The organism is Nonomuraea sp. NPDC050022 (assembly GCF_044460705.1).
GTDB lineage: Bacteria > Actinomycetota > Actinomycetes > Streptosporangiales > Streptosporangiaceae > Nonomuraea.
This window is the reverse complement of record NZ_JBITKE010000004.1, coordinates 461,554-479,343: the sequence shown is the minus strand read 5'-3', so window position 1 is coordinate 479,343 and position 17,790 is coordinate 461,554. Positions and strand designations below refer to the sequence as shown.

General features: G+C 64.9%; 19 protein-coding genes and 2 pseudogenes. 9 read left to right on the top strand and 12 right to left on the bottom strand.

What is annotated here, in order from left to right:
- Window positions 1-123: 123 nt before the first annotated feature.
- On the top strand, window positions 124-1,509 hold the full coding sequence (locus ACIBO2_RS18845) for an XRE family transcriptional regulator (RefSeq protein ID WP_397298108.1): 1,386 nt from the start codon (window positions 124-126) through the stop codon (window positions 1,507-1,509).
- Window positions 1,506-2,039 carry a flavoprotein gene (locus ACIBO2_RS18840; protein WP_397298106.1) on the top strand — a complete coding sequence of 178 codons (534 nt, stop codon included), beginning with the start codon at window positions 1,506-1,508 and terminating at the stop codon, window positions 2,037-2,039. The genes ACIBO2_RS18845 and ACIBO2_RS18840 overlap by 4 nt, the downstream gene beginning before the upstream one ends.
- 390 nt (window positions 2,040-2,429) lie before the next feature.
- On the opposite strand, the gene ACIBO2_RS18835 is transcribed toward ACIBO2_RS18840, so the two are convergent.
- Window positions 2,430-2,843, bottom strand: a complete 414-nt coding sequence (locus ACIBO2_RS18835) for a DUF4279 domain-containing protein (RefSeq protein ID WP_397298104.1) — start codon at window positions 2,841-2,843, stop codon at window positions 2,430-2,432.
- Window positions 2,844-3,289: 446 nt separating this feature from the next.
- Here ACIBO2_RS18835 and ACIBO2_RS18830 point away from each other — a divergent pair, with 446 nt between their 5' ends.
- A complete protein-coding gene (locus ACIBO2_RS18830) occupies window positions 3,290-3,805 on the top strand; it encodes a hypothetical protein (protein ID WP_397298102.1) in 516 nt (171 codons plus the stop codon).
- Between the two features lie 284 nt (window positions 3,806-4,089).
- Here the strand turns inward: ACIBO2_RS18830 and ACIBO2_RS18825 are convergent, their stop codons facing one another.
- The 5 genes and pseudogenes from ACIBO2_RS18825 to ACIBO2_RS18805 form a co-directional block, all read right to left on the bottom strand.
- Complete coding sequence (locus ACIBO2_RS18825) at window positions 4,090-4,407, bottom strand: hypothetical protein (protein ID WP_397298100.1); 318 nt, start codon at window positions 4,405-4,407, stop codon at window positions 4,090-4,092.
- Between the two features lie 746 nt (window positions 4,408-5,153).
- Window positions 5,154-5,387, bottom strand: coding sequence for a hypothetical protein (locus ACIBO2_RS18820; protein WP_358534245.1), 234 nt, complete (start codon window positions 5,385-5,387; stop codon window positions 5,154-5,156).
- Window positions 5,388-5,681: 294 nt separating this feature from the next.
- Window positions 5,682-5,927 (bottom strand): annotated as a pseudogene (locus tag ACIBO2_RS18815) (tyrosine-type recombinase/integrase); the annotation flags it as partial.
- 349 nt (window positions 5,928-6,276) lie between these two features.
- Window positions 6,277-7,719 (bottom strand): proline--tRNA ligase, encoded by a 1,443-nt coding sequence (proS, locus tag ACIBO2_RS18810; protein ID WP_358534241.1) that lies wholly within the window; start codon window positions 7,717-7,719, stop codon window positions 6,277-6,279.
- Window positions 7,695-8,018: a hypothetical protein gene (locus ACIBO2_RS18805; protein WP_397298097.1), complete on the bottom strand. Its 324-nt coding sequence runs from the start codon at window positions 8,016-8,018 to the stop codon at window positions 7,695-7,697. Before ACIBO2_RS18805 ends, proS begins: the two co-directional genes overlap by 25 nt.
- A gap of 774 nt (window positions 8,019-8,792) precedes the next feature.
- Here ACIBO2_RS18805 and ACIBO2_RS18800 point away from each other — a divergent pair.
- Both ACIBO2_RS18800 and ACIBO2_RS18795 read left to right on the top strand, forming a co-directional pair.
- Window positions 8,793-9,089: a nucleotidyltransferase family protein gene (locus ACIBO2_RS18800; RefSeq protein WP_358534233.1), complete on the top strand. Its 297-nt coding sequence runs from the start codon at window positions 8,793-8,795 to the stop codon at window positions 9,087-9,089.
- Window positions 9,079-9,516 carry a DUF86 domain-containing protein gene (locus tag ACIBO2_RS18795; RefSeq protein WP_358534231.1) on the top strand — a complete coding sequence of 146 codons (438 nt, stop codon included), beginning with the start codon at window positions 9,079-9,081 and terminating at the stop codon, window positions 9,514-9,516. The genes ACIBO2_RS18800 and ACIBO2_RS18795 overlap by 11 nt, the downstream gene beginning before the upstream one ends.
- Window positions 9,517-10,146: 630 nt before the next feature.
- On the opposite strand, the gene ACIBO2_RS18790 is transcribed toward ACIBO2_RS18795, so the two are convergent.
- From ACIBO2_RS18790 to ACIBO2_RS18770, 5 genes are all read right to left on the bottom strand, one after another.
- Window positions 10,147-10,689 carry a GNAT family N-acetyltransferase gene (locus ACIBO2_RS18790; protein WP_397298095.1) on the bottom strand — a complete coding sequence of 181 codons (543 nt, stop codon included), beginning with the start codon at window positions 10,687-10,689 and terminating at the stop codon, window positions 10,147-10,149.
- Between the two features lie 155 nt (window positions 10,690-10,844).
- Window positions 10,845-11,267, bottom strand: coding sequence for an ADP-ribosylglycohydrolase family protein (locus tag ACIBO2_RS18785; protein ID WP_397298093.1), 423 nt, complete (start codon window positions 11,265-11,267; stop codon window positions 10,845-10,847).
- On the bottom strand, window positions 11,264-11,788 hold the full coding sequence (locus ACIBO2_RS18780) for an ADP-ribosylglycohydrolase family protein (protein WP_397298091.1): 525 nt from the start codon (window positions 11,786-11,788) through the stop codon (window positions 11,264-11,266). The genes ACIBO2_RS18785 and ACIBO2_RS18780 overlap by 4 nt, the downstream gene beginning before the upstream one ends.
- Window positions 11,789-11,965: 177 nt before the next feature.
- Window positions 11,966-12,388, bottom strand: coding sequence for a type II toxin-antitoxin system VapC family toxin (locus ACIBO2_RS18775; RefSeq protein ID WP_397298089.1), 423 nt, complete (start codon window positions 12,386-12,388; stop codon window positions 11,966-11,968).
- Window positions 12,385-12,705: a prevent-host-death protein gene (locus ACIBO2_RS18770; protein WP_358534220.1), complete on the bottom strand. Its 321-nt coding sequence runs from the start codon at window positions 12,703-12,705 to the stop codon at window positions 12,385-12,387. The genes ACIBO2_RS18775 and ACIBO2_RS18770 overlap by 4 nt, the downstream gene beginning before the upstream one ends.
- Before the next feature lie 195 nt (window positions 12,706-12,900).
- Here ACIBO2_RS18770 and ACIBO2_RS18765 point away from each other — a divergent pair, with 195 nt between their 5' ends.
- Complete coding sequence (locus ACIBO2_RS18765; protein ID WP_358534217.1) at window positions 12,901-13,218, top strand: helix-turn-helix transcriptional regulator; 318 nt, start codon at window positions 12,901-12,903, stop codon at window positions 13,216-13,218.
- 331 nt (window positions 13,219-13,549) lie between these two features.
- Here ACIBO2_RS18765 and ACIBO2_RS18760 read toward each other — a convergent pair whose 3' ends face one another.
- On the bottom strand, window positions 13,550-14,071 hold the full coding sequence (locus tag ACIBO2_RS18760) for a hypothetical protein (RefSeq protein ID WP_358534214.1): 522 nt from the start codon (window positions 14,069-14,071) through the stop codon (window positions 13,550-13,552).
- 348 nt (window positions 14,072-14,419) lie between these two features.
- Between ACIBO2_RS18760 and ACIBO2_RS18755 the strand changes: the two genes are divergently transcribed.
- The 3 genes and pseudogenes from ACIBO2_RS18755 to ACIBO2_RS18745 all read left to right on the top strand — a co-directional run.
- Window positions 14,420-14,854: a DUF6924 domain-containing protein gene (locus ACIBO2_RS18755; protein WP_358534211.1), complete on the top strand. Its 435-nt coding sequence runs from the start codon at window positions 14,420-14,422 to the stop codon at window positions 14,852-14,854.
- A 36-nt stretch (window positions 14,855-14,890) separates the two neighbouring features.
- On the top strand, window positions 14,891-15,409 hold the full coding sequence (locus tag ACIBO2_RS18750) for a DUF6924 domain-containing protein (RefSeq protein ID WP_358534208.1): 519 nt from the start codon (window positions 14,891-14,893) through the stop codon (window positions 15,407-15,409).
- A gap of 195 nt (window positions 15,410-15,604) precedes the next feature.
- Window positions 15,605-17,062: pseudogene (locus ACIBO2_RS18745) on the top strand (ATP-binding protein); the annotation flags it as partial.
- Between the last annotated feature and the right edge of the window lie 728 nt (window positions 17,063-17,790).

Below are 17,790 nucleotides of genomic sequence, written 5' to 3'. Positions count from 1 at the left end.
AAGTCCGCTTGACGTACCGTGGTTGATTGATGGCAAGTCCACCGGCAAAGCAGAATGAGGGGACCCGCTAAGAGGCCCCCCTCTTAACCCCTTTTCGATCCACCATCGGAAAGCAGGCCAGGTATGCCCGAGGCAACACCCAATGTGCTACTTCGGAACTGGCGGCAGCAGGCCGATTTGACCCGTGCCGAAATGGCTAAAATGGTCAACCTCACCAAAAGCGGGATCAAGCACAACCTCGCCTGCGACGAGGAACGCATACGCCGCTGGGAGGCAGGCGAGGTCACATGGCCACACGAGCCCTACCGACTGGCCTTGAGCGAGCTCACCCATCTGGACCCGGAAGATCTGGGTTTCGTCCGCACCAAGCGCGCCCGCACGCACACGAATTCCAGCAAAGCGGTTGATACCCTTGCAAATGCACCACGTGCTGTGAATCTCGTCGAAAGAGGAGAGGACGCGAACGACGTGCGACGCCGCGAATTCGTCGGCCTCACGGGGGCGGCCCTGTTTGGCGCAGTAGTCGGGAAACCAGCCCCCACCCAGGACATCGGCCCCGACATTGAGAGCCTCGCCGCCGCTCTTGTCGATTACTCCACTCCCGCAGACAGCCTGATCGACCTCGACGCGCTTGCCAATGCGGTGAGCACCGCCAAGCGCAACTACCAGGCATGCCGATACGCCCAGGTGACCGCCAAACTGCCGACCCTGCTCAGCAAACTTCGCGCCGCAGGCACCCTGCTGCACGGCGACGAGCGGCTACGCGCCCACAGGCTGTGCGCCGAGGCGTACCACGTGACCGCATCCATCCTGCTCAAGCAGGAGGACAAGGGACTTGCCTGGCTCGCCGCAGACCGCAGCGTCCAAGCCGCGCACGCCAGCCAGAGCCCCCTCATGATCGGCTCTAGCTCCCGCATCATCACCCACGCCCTGATGGACGGCGGACACCACCGCGCCGCCACTGACGCCGCCCGCAGCGCAGCTCAACGCATGGACGCCGACCTCGTCGCCCCTTCCGCCGACGACCTGTCGATCTACGGCTCTCTGCTGCTACGCGGAGCCGTCGCCGCAGCCCACACCGGCAACCGGCACAACACCGTCGAGCTCCTAGACGAGGCCGCCGACGCAGGCACGCGACTCGGTCACGACGGCAACCACATGTGGACCGCATTCGGCCCGAACAACGTCCTGTGCCACCGGGTACACGTCGCCCTCCGGCTGGGAGACGCGGGCACCGCCATCGACTACGCCCGCCAGGTCGAGCTGGACAAGCTGCCGATCAACGAACGCAAGGCCACTGTCCTGGTCGACACCTCCCGCGCGTTCCTGATGTGGAACCAGCACGACAAGGCCCTGCACATTCTGCGCGTCGCGGGCGAACTGGCCCCCGAGGAAATCACCGGCCGCCCCGCGGCTCTCCGGCTGGTCCGTGACATCCTGGCAACCGCCCCGATCAGCGTCCGCCGTGAAGCCCGCGAGTATGCGGCATCCCTGGGAGTCAGCGCGTGACCCAACCCGGCAAGGTCCTTTACATCATCGTCTGCGCCGCAGGACCCGCCCCCGACGTTGGTCGCCTCGTCACGCTGGCCCAGGACCAAGGCTGGACAGTTCAGATCATCGCCACCCCGCCGGCCCTCGACTTCATCGACATCCCCGAGCTGGAGAAACAGACCGGCCGCCCCGTCCGCAGCCAGTACCGCAAACCCGACGAACCCAAATCACCCCGAGCCGACGCGATCATCATCGCCCCAGCGACCTACAACACGATCAACAAATTCGCGCAGGGCATCGCCGACACCTACGCACTCGGCCTGCTCTCCGAAGCCCCCGGACTCGGCATCCCGGTCGTCATCTTGCCGTTCGTCAACAGCGCCCTGGCCTCTCGTATCCCTTTCCGGAGCAGCATCGCCCAGCTTCGAGCGGAAGGTGTGCGCGTTCTACTCGGACCAGGCCAGTTCGAGCCACACCCGCCCAGCTCTGGCGGGGAACGCATCGACAGCTATCCATGGGCTCTCGCGCTGGAAGCATTGCCGAATTGATCTCATAGGTATCAAGCGGCGGCGCGGCGCGCCGCCGTACCCCCGGCCCTCCGCCCGCCCGCCGTCCGGGCGTGCGGCCTGGGGGCCGGTCCCGGACGGCGGCGGGACACCGGGCCGGGCACCGCACGCCAGTCCCGCCGTACGGACCGAACGCTCCGACCGGGGTTGCCGCGCCGCCGCACAGATGCAGCCCTCACGATCGCCATAGTGTGGCCGGCCGCTGTACGTGGCTGGGGGCGATCGAAGGTCCAGGGCTTCGTTCCTCAGCCCCGGCCCACCGGACAACGTGGCTGATCACCTTATAGACGGTGGACGGCGATGAGGTTCACCCGCTCAGTTCGTGCACTCCGAGGCCCGCCCGTTACCGTGCGAGCGTCCTCATCACCAGCCCTACGATAGGTCGTACTCGTCGATCCATAGATCGGCTCCAGCTCTGTGAAGAAAGCTGATGGCTTCTTCGTCAAGAACGAGCCCTCGCGGGCTGGAGTGCTCTCCCGGCTCGAACGACCGAAGCATGACCAACGTGGCCGCTGCGCCACTAGCAGTCAGTTCTCCGATTCGATCCCAGGCGCCGGCCAACTGATTCATCACGGCTCCCACCTGCTCACTGAGTGAGGTGGTGTCCGCAAGGCCGGAGTCGAGCATCCATTCGTGTCGTGGCGGTATCAGGCGCCCACTCTTCCTGCCGCGTCGTGACTCCTTCGCCTCATATCGAGTCGGCTCGACGCCCACGTATTGGGTGATCTGCCCGGGATCCAGTTCATCGGACTTGATCATGAAGTAGACCTGCTGCTCGACGATCACGTGAACACGGTAGCCGTTCAAGGGTTGGCGGGCGCCTGCATGACTTGGAAGGGGCAATCACAGGAGAACCGGCGCGTGATCGTCGTGCCAGATCCGTGCCAGATGCCACGGGAAACCAGGGGGAATCACGAGAACACACGGGCAATCAACACGAGAGGCCCCTCACTGCGTTTCCGCTGGTGAAGGGCCGCTTCCCGCTGGTGTGGCAGGTGCAAGGTTCGAACTTGCGTAGGCTGAGCCGACGGTTTTACAGCCTTCCGCTCTCACCCTGCCTGCGAGTTGAGACGCGGCCCGCCCAAGAAGGCTCAACCGATGTCCGCCACCGGTCACGGAAGGTGCATTCGCCTCAAGCGAGGCTCCCCACGCGTAATGTCAGTCGCATGCCCTAGCGTGTCCACCTGTCAAAGGCGGCCATGTCGCCATGTACCCCGGGCAGGAGCGCTTACGTGGGTGTCTTCTATGAGTACTACCGCGCCGCGGACCGTGCTGCGGCGACTGTCCAACCTGAGCATTCCCGCGAGATCGCCGATGCCTCGCGTGGAGTTCCGGAGTTCGATGTGGTGGTGACCAAGTGGATCGACCCCGAAGTGGTCCTGGGGCAACTCGTCGCGTTCGCCGGCCAAGTCGACTATTCCCTGGGGCTGGTCGAGACGGTGGGGCTGTATCCACCTCCGGAGGGTGCACCACGAAGCGACGAGGAGTGGGATGCCCTAACCGAAGACTCCCCGTACCTGGAAGGGCCCGGCATCATGGAACTGCCGGCGGAGGCTCGTGACATGCTCGCCGGAGTGGACGACGCCCGCCTGCCGATGCTGGCGGAGCAGTGGGCAGCCATAGAGGAGTTCTCCCGCTTCACCGACGATGACGACGGGTACATGCTGTCGCTCACGAAGGATCTTGTTGGTCTGGCACGTCGCGCGAGAGAGAACGATCAGCTGCTCTACTGCTGGTGCTCCTTGTGATGTGCCTGGCGGCCGTGCCCGTAGCGTCCCGATGGGGCGGGAAGCAAGGGGGAACGGCGGGGAGTCGCGGGGAATGCGATCAGTGCGCTGAGCTGTGTTTGTCCTGATGCAGCATGATCGGCGTGCGTCTTTGCAAGCAAGATGTCGGAGCTCGGAGCCAGCTCTGCCCCGAAACGATTCGCAATTGGGTTGTTCATGCGAGGGCTTGCGCGCCATTGGCTTGAAGGGCCCATGCCCCGGCGATGCCGCCGCGATCGTCGTTCTTCCGTTCACTATCCACGGTGCTACAGATTCGCAAACATCGAAAGCGTGATGTATGCGACTTCTCCGACGAACAGGCCCACCATGCCAAGCGCCCCGCCGGTCGCAAGGGCAAAGATTCGTTCGTCACGTGGGCGCCCCGTCGTGAGCGCTCGCCCCAACGCCATACCAACAGCAGGGACGGAGACTGCTGCGATGCTTCCACCGGTGATCAGCGTGGGGGTTAGCCAGGAGCGAAGGCCCCAGGCGACGAACACATAGCCGACGAGCGAGACCAGGCTAAGTCCAGCGAAGCCGATTGCGCCATATATACGGGTGCGGCGAGCAGAAGGGGTGGCCATGAGGTGGATGATCGCACACCTGCTCACGTGCCGGTGCTGGAGGAGTGAGCCGGGCAGCTAGCGGCCGTGATCGCCGTGCCATTAGCGTGCCATTAAGGGCGGTCAGCAGCGGCCAATCACGGCCACTTGCGGAGCGTCCTCCGCGCAGGTCGAGGCCGTTCGGCCTGGAGATCAGACCGTTTTGCAAGCAGGAAGTCAGGAGTTCGAATCTCCTAGGCTCCACTCATACGAAAGCCCAGGTCAACGGCATGGGCTTTCGATCTTTCTAAGGGCTATTCAGGGTCCCGTGCCCGTTGCGTGCCCGATGGCTTGTCACGCGCCCCGCGTGCGAGGTCGTCGAGCTTCTGGGCCACCTCACGCTGACGTTCGTCAGTGGAGTGCTGGTAGATGATCGCGGCGCTCGTGCTCACTGCGCCTTTTATGGGCGGCTTCCACCGCAATCATCGTCCTGGGAATCCTTGGCACTGGCATCGCCTACGTCCTCAATTACCGCCTGATCGCCGACGAAGGCACAACGGCATCCGTCGTCACGTACCTGCTCCCCGGTCGTGGTCGTCATCCTGGGAGCAGCCGTCCTGCACGAACCTCTCACCATCCCGGTCATAGCTGGGATGGCCATCGTGCTTGTCGGCGTAGCACTGACGCGGAAAGTGATGCCTCAGAAGGCGGACATACGTTGAGCCCTTTCATCTTGAGTACTTAGCGGCCATCTTCACTGCGTCAGCGGTTGTCGGACGCTGATGTGGTCAATCACTGTGGTCAGCCGCTGGGGGCAACTCAATTCCACGACGAAGCGCCTCGACCACATCCATGGCAGGCTCGAGAGGGAGCCCAGTCGCTCGGCGGATCTCTTTGATGGCGGCAATACGTTGCCCCGACACGATCAGCGTGCGAACAACATGCTGCACGTCGATGGGAACAGCCACATCAGCGATCCGATCCGGATCAGGTCGTCTCAAGCGGCCCTTTTCGCTGATCATTCGACCGGACCCCACGAGCCAGACCATTATCGCGGCAGGCACAACCCAAGCGAATGACACCAAGATCTCAACTACGTTGATGATGCGCTCCCCGTGTCGCCTTAGACGCTCACCCCAACCGCATCCTCTACGGGGATGGAGCACACATCAAGAGAGGCGATCAAGGCGGCCTAAGAAAGATCACCATGCAGCCAGCCCTTGTCTGGTCTCACTTGACGCTTGACACTCCTAGCCGATCTTTCGCTTCTTACAAAAGCCCAGGTCGGCGGCCTGGGCTTCTGATCTTTCTGAGGGCTATTTCTGGTCCCGTGCCCATTGCGTGCCCGTTGGCTTGTCGAGTGCGCCGCGTGCAAGGTCGTTGAGCTTCTTGGCCACCTCTCGTTGGCGCTCATCGGTGGAGTGCTGGTAGATGATCGCGGCGCGGGTGCTGGAGTGGCCCATGCGGGTCATCAGGTCTCGGATGGACACGCCCGCGTTGGTCGCCAGCGTGTTGCCCGTATGCCGCAGGTCGTGAAAGTGGATCTTCGGCACGCCCGCGTTCTGGAGCGCCTTTGCTCAGACGCGACGGTTGAAGTTGGTGTTGCGGATCGGGCCGTCATCGGGACCCGCGAAGATCAAGGCGGCGGCCCTCCGCGCCACCGCACGGCCCGCGGCCCGCCCGCCGTCCGGGCGTGGGCGCCGGTCCCGAACGGCGGCGGGACTCAGGGCCGCCCGCCGTACACAGCGCTCGCCGCACCATGCCTCACCCGCCGACCATGGACGCGCCGCCGCCCAAATGCAGCACTACGATCGCCTGGCAGTGGCCAGCCAGCGTACGGGGTCGGGGGCGATCGCCGATCCGGGACTTCGTTCCTCAGCCCCGGCTCACGGAGCATCGTGGTAGCCGTGATCAGTAAGCCCGCCCAAAGATGACACGCTTGCCATACGCAGATGCTTCACCGCAATGCACGCACCATCCGGTCTCTGAAGCACCGTCGAGCGGAATGCAGCGCGGAGTTGCTGCGACCTTGGCCTTGATGTCGTCCTCACACGCGGGACTGCCGCAGTGCAACACCAACGCCCATCCCGACGCTACGGCCTCCGTGAAGGAGTCCCAGGTGTCCACCCTCATGGTGTGACTGTCGCGGTATTCGGTAGCCCGCTGAAGAAGGAAGGCTTGGAAATCTTCCAGTACGCCAGGAATGAGCTCCGGCGCAGAAGACAGCGAGATGCTCTGTTTGCCCTCGTCGCCAAGCCTCTTGGCCATCACCACAGTGCCAGACTCAAGATCACGCGGACCGAGTTCCAGCCGGATGGGAACGCCGCGCAGCTCCCACTCATTGAACCGGAAGCCAGGCGAAAGCTGTGCGCGATCATCGACATGGGTGCGTATACCGGCCGCCTTAAGCCGCCCTGCAAGCTCCAGCGCCGCGGCCGAGGTCTGCGCGCCCTGATCGCCACGTCCAATCGGCACGATTACCACTTGATAGGGGGCAAGTCTGGGTGGGAGGACCAGGCCCTTGTCATCGCCGTGGGTCATGATGACCCCGCCGATCATTCTCGTTGACATGCCCCATGAGGTGGTGTGACACAGTTCGAGACGACCAGCTTCGGAGGTGTACTGAATGTCGAAGGCTTTGGCGAAATTCGTGCCCATGTAGTGGGAGGTTCCAGCTTGGAGCGCCTTTCCGTCCCTCATCATGCCCTCGATGGTGAAGGTGCGGACGGCGCCGGCGAACCGCTCCCCGGCTGTCTTCTCACCAGGTACTACGGGGATCGCCGCGATGTCCCGCGCAACCTCTGTGTAGAGATCGAGCGCCAGCATCGTCTCGCGCATGGCGTCCGCCTCGTCGGCGTGTGCTGTGTGACCCTCTTGCCAGAGGAATTCCGTCGTGCGCAGGAACATGCGGGGCCGCAATTCCCAGCGCACGACGTTGGCCCACTGATTCAGCAGGAGCGGAAGGTCTCGATGGGATGAGACCCACTTGGCCATCATCTCGCCGATGATCGTCTCTGACGTGGGCCGAACGACCAGCGGCTCTTCAAGCTCCTTACCGCCAGCGTGAGTGACAACGGCGAGCTCAGGGGAGAATCCCTCGACGTGATCGGCCTCTCGCCGGAGGTAGCTCTCCGGGATCAGCAGAGGGAAGTAAGCATTCTCATGACCGGTGTCCTTGATCCGGCGATCAAGTTCCCCCTGGATGAGCTCCCACAGGCGATAACCGTACGGTCGGATGACCATGGTGCCCTTGGCGGGTCCCCTGTCAACGAGCTGCGCCTTGGCAACCAGCTCGTTGTACCAGGCCGAGAAGTCCTCATTCTGAGGAGTCACACCACGTTCATCACGTCCCATGCACGGAGAATATCGCTCATGGCATGTCCTCGTGGCTCGTCGAGGAAGGCCTCGCGACAGTGCCCGTAGGGGACGGGGGGATGGCGCTGAATCGCCACGAACTCACCCCATTGCTGCAAGACGTTCTGCAGAGGTGCCACCGTGCTCTGTCGTGCCGCCTGCTCTGTCGCCTGGTCGAGGTGGTCGACAAACTGGCTGAGGTAGGCCGGAGCGATCTGGGCAACTGCTGCCCTGAGGGGGGCAGTGGCCAGTGGCGGCTGAGGAATCAGCGACTCGCTGTCTTGATGCCGGGTGGACATCGTTGACCTCTAAGCTGTTACACCTCCACGCTACCGATACAACTGAACCCTTATCCACCTTGGAACCGCAGGTCAAAAGCCCTGTGTCGGGCGGCTGGCGTCCTCGTGTCGCTGGCGGCGGATTCCGGAGCGCGTAATCGTCAGGATAGACCTCTGCTGGATGTCGAGTCCGGTCTTCGGCTCAGGCGTCACCACCGTGCCGCCGGACGATCGGCGCCCGGGAGTCATGACTTGTCGTCCGTTCGGTGGGGCGCTCCGCCTGGACCTGTAGCCCTCGCTCGCTCCCTATGCGGATGGGTCGATGGCAGATGGGATGATCAGGCGGGCGGGTGCACGCCTCGCATGGAAGCGACGGTCTTCGCAATGGGGCGCTTCGCGCAGGGGGCTCAGGCGCTCCTTCCAGTCGGGCCGAAGCCCCGACCCCTGGAGGACTTCGCTCCGCTCAGACGCTTTGTCTTCTTGAGTGCAGGCTTCGCCTGCGCCTTCTACGTGGCCGTTAATCTGGGGTTCGCTGGAAAGTTCCTGCTGGCCCTGCGACTTCCCACGGCCACGCCGCTCCCCCAGCCGAGAAGGGGCATTTCGCAGGCGGAAGCAGTGACGGCCCGATGCCTAGCGTGGCTTCCACCCTTCGCTGGGCGCCCCCGTCGTACCGCACCCGAAGCGATCGGTCACGACCCAGCTGTGCAGTGGTGACGCCCGACTGGTGTGGGGGAAGATGGGGCCGAATCGTGCGGCATCGCAGTTGAGGTGGCATCCTGGGAACCAGGAGGTGCCATGAGTGTTGACTTCACGACCGTCTACGCGCAGTTGGTCAAGCTGTGCGAGAGGTACGGGATTGCCGAGTTGGCTGTTTTTGGCTCGGTTGCTCGTGGCGAGGACGGAGACGGCAGTGACATCGACCTCCTCTATGTTCTGAAGCCTGACAGCAACATCGGGCTTGAGTTCTTCGCGTTCCAGGAGGAACTGGAAGATCTGCTGGGCCGTAAGGTCGATGTGGTCTCCAAGGAAGGTCTCCACTGGGTCATCCGCGACCAGATTCTTACCGACGCCCGGGTGCTGTATGCAGCGTGAGGGCCTGTATCTGGTGGACATCGTGGAAGCTGCCAGGAAGATCGCCTCATACCTCGAAGGCGTCTCAGCTGAGGTGTGGGCTGCTGACTCGATGCGCCGCGACGCGGTTATATGGCAGCTTTCCATTATCGGTGAGGCTGTCGGAGGGATCTCGGACGAGACTCGAGCTTCCACCCCCGAGATCCCGTGGAAGCTCATCAGAGGGCTGCGCAATAACGTGGTCCACCGATACTTCAGCGTCGACTGGAAGATCGTGCACAGCGCTGCCACGGTGAACGTTCCCGATTTGGAACGGCAAGTGCGAGATCTGCTTCAGCATGCCTATCCGGATCTCTTCAGGCGCCTGGAGCATGAGGAATCACGCGCCTTTGCCGATTCCTCCGACGATGAGCACACCGAGCCCTCAACCAGTTCGGATCTTCACTGACTTCTCCCCGCGCGGTAGAGAAACCCACAGAAGGCCGTCGGATGGTGGGGCGGGACACTGCGTGGGGGCGTGTACAGCGTCGGCCTACAGCAACACCACCTCGCACGATCACACGCCACCAGACCGCATACGCCCCGTGATCATGGTGAGGGGCCCTCTGCATCGTGGCTGGCTCCCGTTTGCAAACAGGAAGTCAGGAGTTCGAATCTCCTAGGCTCCACCATTTCTTTGGGTAGGTGGGCCGGGTGCCGCCCACCCGTTGCCCATCTGGGTGGTTGATCGTGGAAGCCCGCCCCGAGCGGTCCTCGCTATCGCTCGGGCTGTTCTTCCTGGGGCGCGCCTTCGGCACACAAGGTCTTCACAAGGAGGCGCTTCGCGCTTTAGGGGCTCAGGCGTGCCTTCAGTCGGGCCGGAGCCCCGACCCCTGCAGGCTCTCGCTCCGCTCGGACACCCTTCCGGAGCGCAGGCTTCGCCTGCGCACCCCTAACCGGCCAGGTCTCAGCAGGGACGAGAGCGCTGCACCGCAACTTCTACGCTCTGAGCAAGCTTCCTCGGAACCGGCAGTAGAGGGCCGTCGCGTTGTCGACGGTCTCGCCGCGCGGCCAGCGGATGCCGTTCAGGTCGGAACAGTCAGAGATCGAGCACCATCAGGATTTCGTCGCGATCATCGCCGCGCGCGAGCCGCAGCGCGCCAGGCCAACGGCCGACCTCTTTCCAGCCTTGCCGCCCATAGAAGTCTTCGAGCCCAACTCCACCACGGGCGGCGAGGTGGAGCTGTTCGAGTCCCATTTCTTCGCGGGCCAGATGGCGCACGCGGTGCATCAGTGCTGCTCCGATCCCCCTGCCGCGGAAGTCGGTGTGGGTTTGGACGTGATGGACTGTCCCCCAGTGGGCGATCAATGGGTTGGTGTCTCTGCGCACGTTCAGCCAGCCAGCGAGCATCCCGTCGACGAGAGCCAAGAGGAAGCGGCTGCGGTCTGAGTCGAGGCCGGCGATGAGCTGATCAGCCACTTCCGCCACCTGATTGAAGGTGACAGGTGGAAACGGGAAACCGGCCGCGCCCCCGGCGTTGGTCACCGTGACCCAGCACTCGACCAGCTCCCGCCGCAGTTCGGGCGGCATCTCGTACGGGCTGGTGACCTGGAGAAACTCTGTGACTCCCTCATGCGGCATGGCCACAGCCTGGCAGACCGCTCCGACAGGACGGAGAAAGGATCAGCTCCGGCGGGAGACTCCGGCTTCGGGATCCTCACCAAGCGCTGGCGAGGTCGTAGGTGGCTGAAGTGGACCGGATCTTCCCGCCGCAGTCGTCCCAGGCCAAGCCGCCGTTAGTCTGAAGCCGGACGCTCTGCGAGGTCACGAGCGAGGTCGAGCAGGTGGGGCAGGCGCAGGGTCCGGCCGCCGCTGCCGGATAGCGGGACGTGTAAGGGCTCGGTCCAGGTGGTTGGAATTGCTGCCGGTCCGTATATGGCGCCGGCCAGGCCGCCGGTGACTGCGGCAACGGTGTCGGTGTCGCCGCCCAGGTCGATCGCGGCCCGGAGGGCATCCTCATAGCTGCGGGTGGTGCGCAGCGCCCAGACGGCTGAGCCGAGGCATGGCCAGACGGCGCCGTTGAATTCGGTGGCCTGGTCGGGATGCCAGCTGGGGGCGAGGACGGTGGCATAGCGTTGACGATGGTCGGGGTGGGCAGCGGTGAGGGTCTGGGAGAGTTGGTTCAAGGGGTTCGCACCGTCCAGGGCGACACGTATCAAGTCGTGATAGATCGCGGTGCCTTCCCATGCCGCCGGGTCGCCGTGGGTGAGGGCGGCGATGGCCGGGTGGCGTCCATGGTGGCCTGCTGTCCGTCGCGGGCGAAGTACACCGCCGATGGGGTGGCCCGCATCAGCGCGCCGTTACCCGCGGCTCGGTGGCTGCTTCGGTAGTGGGCGGTGGCGGCCTGGTCCCAGGGCAGTCCGCGGGTCAGTACGTCTTCGGTCTGTAGTCCGATGTCCTTGGGATCATCGGACGCCCACCGCTGGAAGCGGGCGAAGATATCCGGCAGGTCCAGGCCGCCATGCTCCAACAGCGACTCAGCTACGTGAACGGCCATCTGCGTATCGTCGGTGGCCTCGCCAGCGTCCCAGCCGCCGCCTCCACTCATCTCGCCGCCGGCATCCGGTAGCGGGAAGCGGGAGGAGAACGCTCCCGCCGGGCCGAACTCGAATGGAGCACCCAGCGCGTCGCCCACAGCCGAGCCGACGACCGCGCCAACGGCACGCTGCACAAGATTCACTCCAGCAAGCTACCGAGCTGATCGAAGGAGAGGACGAACATCGCAAATCAGGACGGGTCAGATTGCTGGACAGAGTGACGTGTACAGCAACATCACCTCACACGAAAGGCTCTGTGGCTGCATGTAGTGACGGCCACAGGTCAAGCTGTTAACTGCCGCATCGCGAGCGCTTTCTATTCATGCCCTGGCCCACTGCGGACGGGTCACTGGGACCACGGTAAGCAGATGATCAAGTCCTTTGAAATCCCTGGGATTGCAGGTGTACAGAGGAAGCCGGTTCGCGATCGCCACACAGGCGATCATCAGGTCTGCGGTGCGGGGGCGTGGTTTGCGCCCTGAGGTAATGACTGCCGTCCACAACTGGCCGTACTCGCGGGCTGCGGTGTCGTCGAAGGGAAGTGGATCGAATTCGGCTTCGGCGGTCTGAAGGATCTTCATTCGCTGGGCGAGCTCCTGCGGTCCTGTCGCCACCAGGACGCCGACCGAGAGCTCCGCGGTGGTGATGGCACTGATCATCATCTCATCGGGGAGCTCGTCGGGATCGAGGCCGGCGCGCAAGATGAGGATGTTGGTGTCGAGCAGCCCCAGAGCGTGGGTCATTCCTCGTCCTCTGCGAATTCCCGTCTGCCGTATGCGCGATCGTAAGGGTCGTAGAGATCGTCGTTGGCGTGGTGGTCCATGTCCTCGCGATATTTAGCGTCGTCCAGTCGTGGCATGCCACACGACACAGCGGCGAATTCGGCGCGTGACACGGCCCGGCGTCGGCGGCGGAGAGGGACCAGATCGCCGATGTGATGGCCATTACGGGTAACGGCGTATCGCTCCCCACGCTCCAGGCCATCCATGATCTCCGCTGACCGATTGCGCAGGTCACGTTGAGAGATCTCATGGGAATGGTCAGGCTCAGGAGCGCTCACATCTGCAGTCTACGGCGTTGTGCCATCCGGTGCTGCAAGGTGACACGCCTGGATACATAGCAAGCCTAAAGGAGTTGTAACTGATGGGAGCGACAGGACACCACGGGCCAGCGCCTGGTACAGGCAGGCCATCCCGCTCGCTGAGCAACGCTATGAGACCTATCTGAAGGAACGTCAGGCGGAGGAGGGCAGATCATGACGGGATATGTGCGTTGGAAGGACATTCGTGCCGAGCACGTCGAACGTGCCGGCGGTGAGGAAACCGTGGAGGCTGGCAAGCAGGAACTCCTCGCCAAGGTGCAAGGACACCGGCTCGCTGAGATCCGTCGCGGCCGCGGGCTGACCCAACAAGACATCGCGCAGCGCATGGGGGTTACCAAAGGACGCGTCTCGCAGATCGAGCAAGGAAAGATCTCTGGGCAGGATGTTCTCGCCCGCTACGCCACTGCGCTCGGCGACCGGCTCCATCAGTCGATCTACTTCGACGACGGTGACATCGCCGCCATTGCCTGAGGTTTCAGTGAGATACCCGGTTCATGGTCCCGCAGTTGCTGTGTGACGCGAAACAGGCTGGTGCGATACGCGCCGACGAGCCGGCCTCGCTAGCCGTCGGTGGCGCCGCACTGTGTTCGGCACGCTGGGAGCGGGCACGCTGCACGCAGCTGGTGCAAGTGGAGCCCAGGAGCGGCCAGCGGGAACCGTTCGGGTCGGGCTGCTCGGCCTTGCGAACCTTATGGATGAGATCAGAAGGTCCCCGATAGTCGAGGATGTCTATGGCCTGCCATTAAGGGCGGTCAGCCGCGGTATCCGGCGATTGCCTCCGTCTCATTATGACCGGAGGACCTTATACCTTTTCGGCAACAGCCTCTCTCGGCGCGGACAGATGTGCGGTGATCAGTCCAATGGCCATGATCAGCCCGAACACGAGAAAGGGCCAGCCGTAAGGTCGGCGGGGCGCCCACTGATCGTAGGCAGTCGACACTCCCGCCAAGATCACTGCAGCATTCAGCACCCAGCCTGCGCCCAGCCCCACCAGACGGGTACTCCGCCGCGTCAGCAAGAGAACGAGGACCACAGCGGTGACGATTCCCGGCCAACTCATCAAGGCGTATTCCAGGTCATCGCTGTATTCCCAATAAGCAGGACTATCGTTCGGGCCAAGAACTGCGCCCTTCAGCGCCTCGCTCAGAGGGCTCGCGACGAGGGAGAGAGGAAAGGCGATCATGGCCATGAACAGGCTTCCGTAGAGTCTGTCACCGAGGTAACCGCCTGTGGTCAGCCATGTCAGCGTGAGCACAGCCGCCGTGTACGCGCCCGCGATCAACACCGTCGGCAGGCTGTGGCCGCGGGTGATGGCTCGAATCATGTCGTTCCTTCCAGAGCGGCGGCCAGTGCTTACCTTCGGGGTCGGTGTGTCCGGCTTGGCGGACCTACATGATCAGGGCTTGAGGCCATGCTCGGCAAGGAGGTCGAGGGCCCGGTACAGAGGGTCGCTACAGTCCTGTCGAACCATGCCATGGTCAGCTCGATCGGGTTGCGGTGAGTACGGCGATGTCATGGTCGAAGCAGACGATGATGTGGCCTTGTGGGGCCGCAGCGACGGTGGCAGAGATGGAAGCCTGCTCATCCCGTCCTTGCCCTACGTCTCCCGAGGTGGTCTGGATCCTCCTCCACGGTAATGTCCTGATCTTCGCGTCGTTCCTTCGGAGGAATCATGTCCCGTCCCGAGCTTCCCCAGCCGGCGCCCGGTGATGTGCTGTTGGTCGCCACGCGCTACGAGCACGGCAAGGCCTCGTGGGGCGGGCTGCTCAACGAGATCGGGGGCCATCAAGAAGGCGACGTGCTCGTTCTCGGAGGCAGCGGGATGCGACTCCGCCTGGTCGAGGATCCTGGATGGGATGACCTGCACGGCGGTAACGTTCCGGCGCTCATCCTGCACGGTGGCCCCGTGCCGCCGGTCGTCGTCTTGGCGGACACCCCGGTGGTGTACGGCGGGGATGGGCCCCTGCTGGTGGACTTGGCGACGGTACCCGGGCGCGGCGTACGTGTTCCGCCGGCCCGGCTCGGCGAGATCCTGGCCGCCCTGCTGGGCAGCGCGCTCGCGTTTGACGACCTAGTGCGCGACATGGACAGGTACGGAATGTACTAAGGGGACGGCGGCCGGCTGGCCTTCCCCGTGCTGACGGTGCCGCCGTACAGGTCCTTCCCCGCTCTGCCCTCCACCGACGCGGCCATGCTGGTCCGCACCTCCTTCGACGACGAGGAGGGTTGGCGCGTGCTGCTGGACGAATTGGGCGGGCTGGACAAGGACGGCTGGCTCGGCGCGGACCTGTACGCGGATGAGACGGACGAGACGGACGAGACGGATGACACGGACGACACGGATGAGGTCGACGCGGATCACTACCCGTGGGAGGCGCTGGTCGTCGACGACCGGACCTTCGAGGGACTTCAGCCCGGTCAGGTCCCGGCGCTGATGCCGCCTGAGGAGAACCCCACGCTGATCGCGCTCGCTGACGCCCGGACCTTCGCCGAGTCCGGCCGACCGCTGACCGTCGTCGACCTGTACGACACCCCAGGGCAACCTGCCGTCGTCCCTTGCCGCATGGTCGGGTCGATCGCGTGCAACCTGGAGATCGCCAACATGGACTTCTTCGAGTTCATTGCCGAGGAGGGCGTGGAGCCGTGGTGGGAGGGCTCATGAAAGACATCCCAGGAGTTCGACGGTGAAGCCGTAGCACGCGGCCTCGAGTACAGGACGTGGAGATACTCGCGGTCACGCCGCCCACGTCTAACTCGTCCGTAAGCTGAGGGTGTGTCCCCCGCTCTGGTCCTGCTCGACGGCGTCCGCTGGCAGGGTGTGCCCGTAATCGGCGATCGTGCGCAGACCCTGCTGTCCATGCTCGCCATGCATGGGCGTGCGGGGGTCAGTGACGAGCGCCTGGTCGAGGAGCTGTGGCCCGACGAGGTGCCGGCCAATCCGACGAAGGCGCTGCAGGTGGTCGTCTCGCGGACCAGGGCGGCGACCCATGCCGATGTCGTGGTGCGGATGTCGCGCGGCTACCGGCTTGGGCTGGCCGCCGATCAGGTGGACGCGCTGCTGGTCGGCGCGCTGGTGAAGGAGGCGCGGGCCGCACTGGGCGAGGACGACGTGGCGCTCGCGCGTCGCCGCTCCGAAGAGGCCATGGCTCTCGTGGCCGGCGGCTCGGATGGTGTCATGGGCGGGCTTGCCGAGCTGAGGGGCTCGGATGGTGTCATGGGCGGGCTTGCCGAGCTGAGGGGCTCGGATGGTGCCACGGGCGCGCTAGCCGAGCTGAGGGGCATGGCGGCGAAGTGGGTGGCTGAGGCGCGGCGGGTGGCGGCGATCGCGCGGGGCCGGAGCGGCGCTCACGAGGCCGCGCTGTCGCTGCTGGAGGAGGCCGCGGTCGATTGGCCGCACGACGAGGAGCTGCTGGTCTGCCTGCTGCGGAGCGAGGCCGCCGTACGAGGTGCCGCCGCTGCTCTGGAGCGCTACGAGCGGTATCGCACGGGCCTGGTGGCGCGGCTCGGCACCGGACCAGGGCCTGAGCTCGCCCGCGTGTACGCCGAACTCCTCATCGCGGATCGGCCGGTGCGTGCCGGCATCCTTTTCGACGGCTCCTCGTTGCTCGGCCGCGACGGCGACATCCGTGCGGTGCACGCCCTGCTACAGACCAACCGGGTGGTCTCCATCGTCGGCCCTGGTGGGCTGGGCAAGACGCGGCTGGCTCATGTCGTCGGCAGAGACGTCGCGCAGCCCGTCGCTCACTTCGTCGAGCTCGTCGGCGTGTCCTCGCCGGAGGGCGTGGTGGGTGAGGTTGGTTCGGCGCTCGGGGTTCGGGATTCGGTCAGCGGGCGTCGGGTCCTGACCGCTGAGCAGCGCTCAGACGTTCGCGCCCGGATCGCCCAACATCTCGATCAGGCCCCGGCGCTGCTGATCCTGGACAACTGCGAGCACGTGATCGAGGCCGTCGCCGACCTGGTGGCGTTCCTGACCGTGACGACCCGCGACCTGCGGGTGCTCATCACCTCGCGCGCCCCCTTGTCGATCCCCGCCGAACGCGTCTACCTGCTCGGTGAGCTGCCCACGGGCGACGCGGTGGAGTTGTTCCGCCAGCGCGCCACGGCCGCCCGACCGGGTGTGCGGATCGACGAGGGAGTGGTCGAGGAGGTCGTCGCCCGCCTCGACGGGTTGCCGCTCGCGATCGAGCTGGCCGCGGCCAAAGTGCGGGTGATGTCGGTGGAGGAGATCGCGCGGCGCCTGGCGGACCGGTTCGCCCTACTGCGTGGAGGGAACCGTACGGCCCCCGACCGGCACCAGACGCTGCTCGCGGTAATCGACTGGTCATGGAATCTGCTGGAGGAGCCAGAACGGCGGGCATTGCGGTGGTTGTCGGTGTTCGGTGATGGTTTCACGCTGGCGACGGCCGAGCATGTACTCGGCCCGGACGCCCTGTGCGCCGTTGACGCGCTGACCGAGCAGTCGATGCTGAGCGTCCACGAGACGACGTACGGCCTCCGCTACCGGATGCTGGAGACCGTCAGGGAGTTCGGGCGGATGCGGCTGAAGGAGGCCGGTGAGGAGGCGCCCGCCCGGGCGGCGCAGCGGGCCTGGGCGACAGCGTACGCCCTCGAACACGCCTCCGCCCTGTTCAGCCCGGCGCAGTTCGCGGCGGCCGACGCGTTGCACGCCGAGGAGGGCAACCTCGCCGAACTGCTCCGGCAGGCTCTCGGCGAGCCCGATCCCGTCACGATGGTCCAGTTGCTGGCAGGCGTCGGCGGGCTGTGGTCGATCCGTGGTGACCACTCCCGGGTGTTCGTTCACCGGGACGCGATCGCCCAGGTGATCACCGGCTGGGTGCCGCCGCCGTACCTCGTCGAGGTGACCAGGGGCGCCATGCTGATCACACTCGCGAACATCATGATCGTCACCGACCGCAGCGGCGATCCGCTGCGCGATCTCCTCCGTACGCTGCCCACCAGTGACACGACGGATCCCCGCCTGGCGGCGATGGCCATGGTGGTGCTCGCGTGCGACGCGCCCGATGGCGCCGACGTGCGCCGCCG